The organism is Deinococcus marmoris DSM 12784, assembly GCF_000701405.1.
GTDB classification, from domain to species: Bacteria; Deinococcota; Deinococci; order Deinococcales; family Deinococcaceae; genus Deinococcus; species Deinococcus marmoris.
Window position 1 is genome coordinate 1 of the sequence record NZ_JNIV01000144.1, and the last position, 8,432, is coordinate 8,432.

The window sequence follows — 8,432 nt, forward strand, 5'->3', positions numbered from 1 at the left end:
ACCATTTTGGGACTTTGAACATCTCCAAATGGTTTCAGGCGGCGCTGAGATTTCTCTCAGCGCCGCCTGAAAAAATGGACAAAGTCGAACTTAGCCCTCCGCGCCCAGCTCACGCACCCAGCCGGGCAAGCGCACCCAGACGACAGCGTGCACGGCTGCCCCCAGCACCAGAAACAGCGCCGCCGCCTGCCACTGGGACAGTGTGGCGCAGGCCAGCAGCAGCGGCACGCCCGGCGCAGTGGCCGCCTGAATCGCACCCGTCAGGGCGGCCTGCCGGGCAGGTAACTCGGCGTTGTTGGCGGCGGTGCGGGCCAGCCGCAGGGCCAGCAGCGCCAGTGCCAGCGCCAGCGTCAGCAGCGCCAGCACGGCAGCGAAGGGAACCGCAACCGGACGGGTCAGCAGCAACGCCACGCCCAGCACGACGCCGGGCAGGGCCAGCGCCGCCAGCCCCAGCAGGTAAGCGCGGCGGGCAGCGCGGATCAGTCCGGCGCGGTCAGAGCGCATGTCACGCACAAAAGCGGCCAGCATACGGTTCAGGTCTGGGCGGTCAGGGATTGCACGCGGGCCGGGGTGCCGCCCACCTCCACCTCCGCACTTTCGGGCAGGTCCTTGCGGAGACGGGCCAGACCCAGGCCACCAGCGTTCAGACCCGCCTGCCCCACCACTTTCCCGGCGTGGGTCACGTCCGCGCCCACGGCCCAGCCTTCCCCGGCCAGTTGGCCCAGGTGATAGCGGGTCTGCCCGCGCGCCTCCAGCCGGGCCATGATCTCCTGGCCCACGTAGCAGCCCTTGCGGTAGCTGATGGCGGGCAGTGGGCCGCCCACATCCAGCCCAACTTCCTGCGGCAGCACGCCCAGAAAACCGTCGCGGGCAATGTCGGGAATCCCGGCGCGGATGCGGGCGCTGTCCAGCGTATCCAGCGGGGCTTCCTCGCCGCCCAGGGCAGCCAGCACCTCTGCCTCATGCCGGGTGAGGTAATGCAGGTCCACCCCTGGCGTCCCGGTGCGGTTCACGCGCCCGGCCAGGACCACACCGCCGCCCAGCTCGAAACTTTGTGCATCGGGGCCGTCCACAGTCCAGCCCGGCACCCCGTCGGCCTCCCAGACATGCACCGTACCCAGGGTCTCCGACACGTCCTGGACCTCCACCTGATCGAAGATGATGTAGCGCTTCAGGCGGGCCAGCAGCGGCGCGGCCTGTCCGGCGTCCAGATGCAGATACACGTCGTCGGCGCGCTTGTAGGCCCGCGCGAACTGCTCGGTCTGGCCGCGCACGTTCAGAAAGGCGCAGGCCACCATGCCGGGAGTCGCTGCGCCGCGCAGATTGCCAGTCATCTGCCCCTGCACGAAGTCCACGCGGTCCGCGCCCGTCACGCGCAGGCCAGCCGAAGGAAGAAGAGTCCACATGGGGTTCAGGGTACGTGAACCGGGAAGGAAGGATTGGGGGAAAGACGTGTGACCGTCCCGCCCAGACCGCCCCGCTCGGGTGCCAGCCTGTGCCAGATGAAGGCCAATAGAGATTTACATCGCCGTCAGATGGCAGTTGCTGTTCCCGGTTCACCCAGATTTGTCTTTAATTCATCTCAAGCACGTATCAGTCGCTCGCCACGGCCAGCACGCGCCCCGCCCGGTGAAGCTGTGCTGCGCGCGTCAGATACCAGCGGCTCAGGTCCGAGGCGGCCTCGCGGATGATGGCCCCGGCCTGCGGCAAGGCGGCGCGTCGGCCCTGAAGGTTGTGGTGGACCACGGCGGTCAGGTCATCCAGATTGAGCAGATGCGCGCCCGGGACGTCGGCGATGTTCGGGTCCAGGATGCGCGGCACGCTGATGTCGATCAGGAACATGGGGCGGTCCCCCCGTGCGGCCAGGGCGGCGGCCACGGCCTCCCCGTTCAGCACGTAATGCGGCGCGGCGCTGGAAGCGATCACCACATCGGCCTCCGGCAGCGCTTCGTGCAGGTATTCGGCGGCGCAGACCCGGCCCCCCAGTTTGGCGGCAAGCTGGCGGGCGCGTTCGGCGGTGCGGTTGACCACGATCACGTCCTCAATGCCAGCGGCGCGCAGGTGGATCAGGGTCAGCTCGGCGGTCTCGCCCGCGCCGATGATCAGGGCGGTGCGGCCCGCAAGCCCGCCCAGCGCCAGTTCCGCCAGCTCCACGGCGGCGCTGGACACGCTGACCACGCTGTCGCTGAGGCCAGTCTCGGTGCGGACCCGCTTCCCGGCGGCCAGCGCGCCCTGGGCAATCTTGTTCAGCAGCGCCCCGCTCAGGCCCCGCGCGCTGGCGGCCTGCCAGGCACGTTTGACCTGTCCCTGAATCTGGGTTTCGCCGATGATCAGACTGTCCAGGCCGGCAGCAACGCGGTACAGGTGGGTCACGGCTTCCTCGCCGGAGTAGCTGTAGAGGTGGTCTTCCAGATCATGGCCCCAGGCCCCCTGAAATGCGGCCAGCGGATCGCCCGTCAGTCCGGCAAGGTAGACCTCGGTACGGTTGCAGGTGGCCAGCAGCATGACCTCGCGGGCGTGGCGGGACAGGTGCGAGAGCAGCGCGTCTTCCTCGCCAGCACGCACGGCAGCGCGTTCACGGACCTCCACAGGCGCGGTGTGGTGATTCAGGCCCACCACCACAAAGTCCAGCGGACCGGGGGCGGGCAGCGGCGAGCGGGCCACGAAACGCCGCGCGGTGGGGCAGGCCAGCGTCATGCCGGACCTCCCAGCGCGGCCTGAATCTCGGTTCTCAGGCCCTGCATGGCGATCTCGCGGCCCGGTCCATCCAGCAGCAGGGCCTGTTCGCGCGCCGCCGTCCAGCCGTCGATCTGGGCTTCATGCGGCAGCAGGGCGGCAATCCGGCGGGTCAGCGCCTGCGCCAGCATCGGCAACTCGCGCCCGGTGTTCACGGCCACCTGCACCCCCGCGCGCTGGGCCGTGGCCGCGAAACGCAGGTTGCCCCCATCCGCCTCTCCAGCGTGGTTGACCAGTGCGCCGATCTGGCGGGCCTCGGTCACCACGGCGTCGTTGATCTCGGGGCAGTCCGTCGCCGCCACCACCACACGCGCGCCAGCCAGATCGCCCGCGCGGTAGCCACGTTGCTCTGAGACGGCGGGCAGGTCCAGCAACTCCGCACGAATTTCCGGCGCGATCACGGTCACGTTCAGTCCAGCGTCCAGCAGTATGCGGGTGCGGCGCAGGGCCACCGCGCCGCCGCCGATGACCACGGCGCGCTCATTGCTCAGATTCAGGAAGACGGGCAACAGACTCACAGGGCGCAGTTTAGCGCCACAACGGCGGGTCAGGCGTCCCAGACCGAACGGTCAGAAGGGCGGCCAGGACGCAATTCCAGCCCATCTCAAGCCTGCTTCCCCGATGCCTGCGAAGCCAGCACCGCAGGGTCCCCATCCTCGGGATGGGCATCGTCGTACAGGGCCGAATAATGCTCGCCCAGACCCACCAGAAAATCCATTTCCTCGCGCGTGGTCTGTGCGCTCAGCCGGGTCTCGAAGCTGAGCAGCAGCGCCGCGTAGGCCAGCGAGGCCGAGCCTGCCACCGCCAGCAGCACGGGCAGCACGTCCGACAGCCCTCCCAGCAGCGCCGCCCCCAGCAACGCAGAGCCGCCGATCAGGATACTGGTCAGCACCAGCAGGGCCACGGCCAGATACAGCGCCGTCATGGCCCGCACCAGCAGCCGCGTTCGCCGGGCCAGACGCGGCAACTGCCGCACGATCATCCGTTTTTCCTGGCGGGCGCGGGGTTCCTGCTGGCCCTCCGCCGACACAAGCAGGCGAAAACGCGCGGTCAGGTGCCTCACCCGGTCCGTGGCCCGCCCCACCCGCGTACTGGTACTCAGGATCAGCGTGCCCGCCCCACTGATCAGGACGGCGGGCGTGATCATGGCGCTCAGGACGCTCAGGCTGGTGTCGGCCATGTGGGCAGGCTAGCGCGTGTGGCGCGGCCCGACTTCGCCAATTCTGCACACTGCGGCCCAGGCAGAGGTCCGCACCCGTACCTGAGGGCATTTCTACCATTCCAGCGCATTCGCAAAATCTGCGCTGATCCTGAACTTTGCCTGCACAGCTCGGGCGGACACTGATCTCAGAAGCGGGAAGCAGAAGGCCACCGGGCCACACCCGCAACCCACGAGGAGAACCACCATGAAAAAGAGCATCCTGTCCGCCGCATTCAGCCTGAGCCTGATTCTTGTCCCCGCTGTCCTGACCACCGCTCTTGCCGCCCCCACGGCGGTGCGGGTCACCGCCAGCGACAGCAGCGGCGACCTGAGCTACCCGGCGCTGTACACCGAAAGCTCGTGGATGTCGCTGGCCGTTCCGCTGACCGATCTGGGCGGCAGCGTCCCCGGCGACCTGAGCCTGGACGCCGGAACGCTGGCCGCCGGAACCACCATCACGCTGGACGGCGTGACCCAGACCGGCGACATGGCCCTGCTGCATGTCACGGTCAGCCGCGCGGATACGGGGGCCAGCATCAATCAGCTTGCCACCATCAACGTAATGTCCGGCGGTCAGGTGGTGGCCGCCCTGAGCATCCCGGTGATCGGCGCGGCCAGCAGCGACTGAGCGCGCAAAGAGTACGGCCCCCAACCCCTCTCCCTCACAGGCGGGGGGTTTTTCTGATGCCGGACGATGGGCGGTGCGTGTTCTCTGCTCTCACCCGCGCAGCCACAGATTTTCGAACTCCTAAACTTCCCCCGTCCGCGCCCGGCGTTTCTGAAAGGCCCCGGTCAGCAGCTCCGTGACGTACTCGCGGGTAAAGGGCATCCCGCTGGTCTCGGCGGCGCTGATCTCCTCGTCGCGGTTGTAGGTCAGGCGGACGTAGGTGGCGCTGTAGCCGGGGCCGGTCTCGTCGAACTCCAGAATCAGGTAGCACGGCAGGGTGCTGTCCAGCGGGTTGCCCACGCTGCCGCAGTTGATCAGCGGGCGGCCCTCCACGTCCAGCAGCAGGGCCTCGTGCATATCGGCGTAGACCAGCGCGTCGGCGTATTGCACCAGTCCGAATTGCGGATTGGGCGCAAACGCCTCGATCTGGTCCGACAGGCTGCTGTGCGGGTACAGGCGGTGAAACAGGCCCCGGCTGCTGGCGTGGACAAACCGCCACCACGCGCCGCCGAACTGTTCCTCGATGCCGTAGGGCAGGGTTTCCAGGTACGTGAGTTGATCCGGGGTCAGCTTGCTGCGCGGCCAAAGGTCCTGGGGGCGGTGACTGGCCCCGGCGACGCGGGCGTCCCAGTTGCCCTGGATCACGCGGCTGGCATACGCCTGCGTCCAGTCCAGCACTTCACGGGGGCGCGGGCCTTTGCCCACCACGTCACCCAGCACCCAGAATTCGGTAATGCCGCGCCGCGCCGCGTCCTGATGCACCGCGAGCGTGGCCGCCAGATTGGCGTGCAGGTCCGCGAGGATGGCGAGGCGTTTCATGCCCGGAAGTCTAGACCACTGCGGCTGACGGCTTTCGCACAGACGGTAAGGAGGTCTTTAGGTGGCACGGAAAACGGCGTGAGCGCGCGCTTCCTTTCTACGGCTCCAGCTCTCCGCTACCCCAGTTCGTGGTACTGCCCCCGGAAGTACAGCAGCGGATCGTCATCGGTATAGCGGCTGTATTCCACGTAACCCAGATACAGGGTGTGGTCCCCGGCCTCAATCACCTGATGTTTGCGGCAGACCAGTTGCGCCACGCTTCCGCCGATCAGCGGCAGACCCTCGTGGGCGAACCACGGCACGGCTTCCTCCGGGCCGGGGCGTCCGGCGAAGTGGTCACTCAGGTGTTTTTGCGTGCTGCTCAGGACGTTGACGCCGAAGTGGGTCACGCTTTCCTGAGACAGCAGGGCGTACATGTGCGCCCGGTGGTCCACGCTGACCAGAATCAGCGGCGGCGTCAGGCTGACCGACACGAAGGCGCTGGCGGTCATGCCCCGGCGGGTCTCGCCGTCGGTGGCGGTGATCACGGTCACGCCGCTGGCGAAGCGTCCCAGCGTCTCGCGGAATTCCAGAGGGGTCACGCCCGCCCGCGCGCCGGAAGCCAAATCGGTGGAAGTCATGCGCCGAGTTTACCCGCCCATGAGCGGGGGATGCTCAGGGTTTGGAGGGCGAAAGGATCGTGGGGGTCACGGGCAGGGGCGCAGCCGTCACAGGCTTCAGGTCACGCACCGTCAAGTCCGGCAGGCGGATCACGCCGCGTTCGGGCACGGTGTCCACCCAGCGCTGACCGCTGACCCGCACCTCCGTTTTGCCGGGGGGCAGCGCCGCGAAGCCGTAATAGCCGCTGCCGTCGGTCATGGAGTAGGCCATCACCTGACCGTTTTGCAGCGCCTCCACGACCCGGAAGCCGGGAACGGACGTGCCCGTGATGCGGCCCATCAGCCCGCGCGAGGTGGGCGGTTTTTCCTTCCAGGGAGCGGGTGAAGCCAGGACTGCGCCGGGGGCGGTGAGCAGCTTCTGAATGGTGTTCAGGCCCTGCGCTGTGGTTTCCTTTGCGCCGTAGACGTCCAGCGTGGGTGTGCGGTACGAGTAGCCCACCCAGCCCAGGCCCGCGCCCACGCTGCGCCCCGCCTGATCGGCGGTCACGGGCGCGCCGTTCAGGTACATGGCCGTTCCAGCGGCCACACCCGCGCTGAGGCCGTCGGCACGGGGCTGAACACCGCGCGCAAAGGCGTTCCAGCCGTCAAACCACACGCCCTGCTCGCCCACCGCGTCGCGCTTGTAGTTCATCAGGACGTTCAGGTCGATCAAGCCGCTCTGCATCCAGGCAGGCCAGTCCTGAAGCACGTCGCCGTAGGTGCGGGTGCGCCGGAAGCCCGCCAGATCGCCGGGGGCGGGCGGCTGACCGTAGGTGATGGTGGCCGCCGTGATCCACGCGTCCGGGCGCAGCGATTTGACCTCCAGCGTGATGCGCCGCACCACGTTGGTCACCTGCTGCCGTTTCCAGTCCTGCCAGGTCAGGTCACTCACGACGGGGGTGCCGGTGCGGCCCGTCTCAGCGCGGTAGCGGGCCAGCACCTTGGGATCGTAGCCCCACACGTCACCGTCCGGGTAGCGGATACGGTCCAGTTGCACGCCGTCGATGCCGTAATTCCTGACCAGGCTGACGACACCCTGAATGGCGTATTCGGCGGCCTCGGGAATGCCCAGGTCCAGCCAGCCGTCGTTGCCTTCCTGCCAGCTTCCGTCCGGGCGGCGGGCCATCCACGACGCCGCGCCGGAATTTGGCCCATGTGTGCGCGAGATATGCGCCGGGTTGGTGTTGGGCACTGCCACGTTGGCAATGCCTGTCACGCTCACCCAGGCGATCACCCGCATCCCGCGTGCGTGGGCCAGCCGCACGGAGAGGCCCAGCGGGTCCAGACCCTTTTCCAGATCGGGGTCCGTGGCCCTGGGCACGCTGGCCTTGAGACACAGGCAGTCGGCACGGCGAATGGCCTGCACGAACAGGGTATTGACGCCCATGCGCGCGGCGTCGTCCACCATCTGCGTCACCTGCGCCCGCGTCTTCAGCCCTGGTCCGAAGGCGTCGATCCACAGCCCCCGCACGCCGCTGCCGACGGGCGGCCTGAGCGGCGCAGGTGCGGGGCGGACTGGTGCAGGCGTGGGCAGTTCCACAGCAGGCGTCACAGGAACTTCCGGCGCGGGCAGCGTCGGCCCTGGCAAGACTGGCGCGGGCACGACGGGAGCGGGCAGAACCGGGACAGGCGGCTCTGGAGCGGGCTGCACCGGTTCGGCGGGTGGGGCTGGGATGGGCGTCGGCGGCAGCTCTGGCACAGGGTTGGCTGGCACCGGATTTGCTGGCACGGGGTCTGACGGGGGCGTGGTGGACGGCACAGCAGACACAGCGGGAAGGTCACTGTCCTGCGCGCCGCCCGGACCACCCAGACCCGTTCCCAGGATGAGCGTGAGGGTCAGCAGCGCCGCGCGGCGGGAAAATGAAGGCGTCATGATGTCGCCCCGCAGGCTAGCGCAGGTGGGCAGGGGGGACATGAAGACGGTCCCGGACCCGCCCCACACGGGAGGAAACTCGTCATCAGGGCTTTGGTCCAGCACCGGAAATATGTTAATCTCGCTGGCGCACCACCCATCCCCAGGAGGTTTCACATGAATAAAGGTAACTACTCAGCAGGGGGACTTGCGGAGTGGAATCAGATAGAGTAGGCGCATCAAGAACGCTCTTTGCCCCAATTGCCTGATCCTTCAAGCTCGCCTTGACGAGCTTGAACTGCGATTGCTGACCCTGGAAGCTCGCCTTGCCGCCACAAGCCGAACTTCTAGCCAACCGCCCAGCCAGGACAAACCGTGGGTCCCCAAGAGTGAGCGCCAGAAGAGCAACCGCTCTTCTGGCGGGCAACGTGGCCATCCCGGCAAGACGCTCAAAATGAGTGAGCATCCTGATGAAATCAGGACGCTCCCGGTCACTGGGCAGTGCGGCTGTGGGCAGCC

10 protein-coding genes are annotated in these 8,432 nt (G+C 67.9%); 2 read left to right on the forward strand and 8 right to left on the reverse strand.

From position 1 onward, the window contains the following. Positions 1–90: 90 nt before the first annotated feature. The 5 genes from Q319_RS0121370 to Q319_RS0121390 form a co-directional block, all read right to left on the reverse strand. A complete protein-coding gene (locus Q319_RS0121370) occupies positions 91–528 on the reverse strand; it encodes a hypothetical protein (RefSeq protein WP_029484444.1) in 438 nt (145 codons plus the stop codon). A gap of 5 nt (positions 529–533) precedes the next feature. After that, complete coding sequence (ygfZ, locus tag Q319_RS0121375; RefSeq protein WP_029484445.1) at positions 534–1,406, reverse strand: CAF17-like 4Fe-4S cluster assembly/insertion protein YgfZ; 873 nt, start codon at positions 1,404–1,406, stop codon at positions 534–536. A 187-nt stretch (positions 1,407–1,593) separates the two neighbouring features. After that, entirely contained in the window at positions 1,594–2,697 is a 1,104-nt protein-coding gene (hemA, locus tag Q319_RS0121380) for a glutamyl-tRNA reductase (protein WP_029484446.1), read from the reverse strand. Next, a complete protein-coding gene (locus Q319_RS0121385; protein WP_029484447.1) occupies positions 2,694–3,254 on the reverse strand; it encodes a precorrin-2 dehydrogenase/sirohydrochlorin ferrochelatase family protein in 561 nt (186 codons plus the stop codon). Before Q319_RS0121385 ends, hemA begins: the two co-directional genes overlap by 4 nt. A gap of 86 nt (positions 3,255–3,340) precedes the next feature. Next, entirely contained in the window at positions 3,341–3,916 is a 576-nt protein-coding gene (locus Q319_RS0121390) for a DUF2721 domain-containing protein (RefSeq protein ID WP_051655654.1), read from the reverse strand. 226 nt (positions 3,917–4,142) lie between these two features. On the opposite strand from Q319_RS0121390, the gene Q319_RS0121395 reads away from it, so the two are divergent. Next, positions 4,143–4,565, forward strand: a complete 423-nt coding sequence (locus Q319_RS0121395) for a hypothetical protein (RefSeq protein WP_029484449.1) — start codon at positions 4,143–4,145, stop codon at positions 4,563–4,565. Between the two features lie 120 nt (positions 4,566–4,685). Here the strand turns inward: Q319_RS0121395 and Q319_RS0121400 are convergent, their stop codons facing one another. The 3 genes from Q319_RS0121400 to Q319_RS0121410 form a co-directional block, all read right to left on the reverse strand. Then, the gene (locus Q319_RS0121400; protein ID WP_029484450.1) at positions 4,686–5,423 is read right to left on the reverse strand and encodes a metallophosphoesterase family protein; all 738 of its coding nucleotides are present in this window, start codon (positions 5,421–5,423) and stop codon (positions 4,686–4,688) included. Positions 5,424–5,539: 116 nt separating this feature from the next. Next, a complete protein-coding gene (locus Q319_RS0121405) occupies positions 5,540–6,043 on the reverse strand; it encodes a flavin reductase family protein (protein WP_029484451.1) in 504 nt (167 codons plus the stop codon). A gap of 34 nt (positions 6,044–6,077) precedes the next feature. Continuing rightward, positions 6,078–7,934, reverse strand: coding sequence for a glycoside hydrolase family 10-like protein (locus Q319_RS0121410; protein WP_081846223.1), 1,857 nt, complete (start codon positions 7,932–7,934; stop codon positions 6,078–6,080). A 244-nt stretch (positions 7,935–8,178) separates the two neighbouring features. Between Q319_RS0121410 and Q319_RS28840 the strand changes: the two genes are divergently transcribed. Further along, on the forward strand, positions 8,179–8,432 hold a 254-nt coding region (locus Q319_RS28840; RefSeq protein ID WP_245619389.1), incomplete at its 3' end, for a DUF6444 domain-containing protein.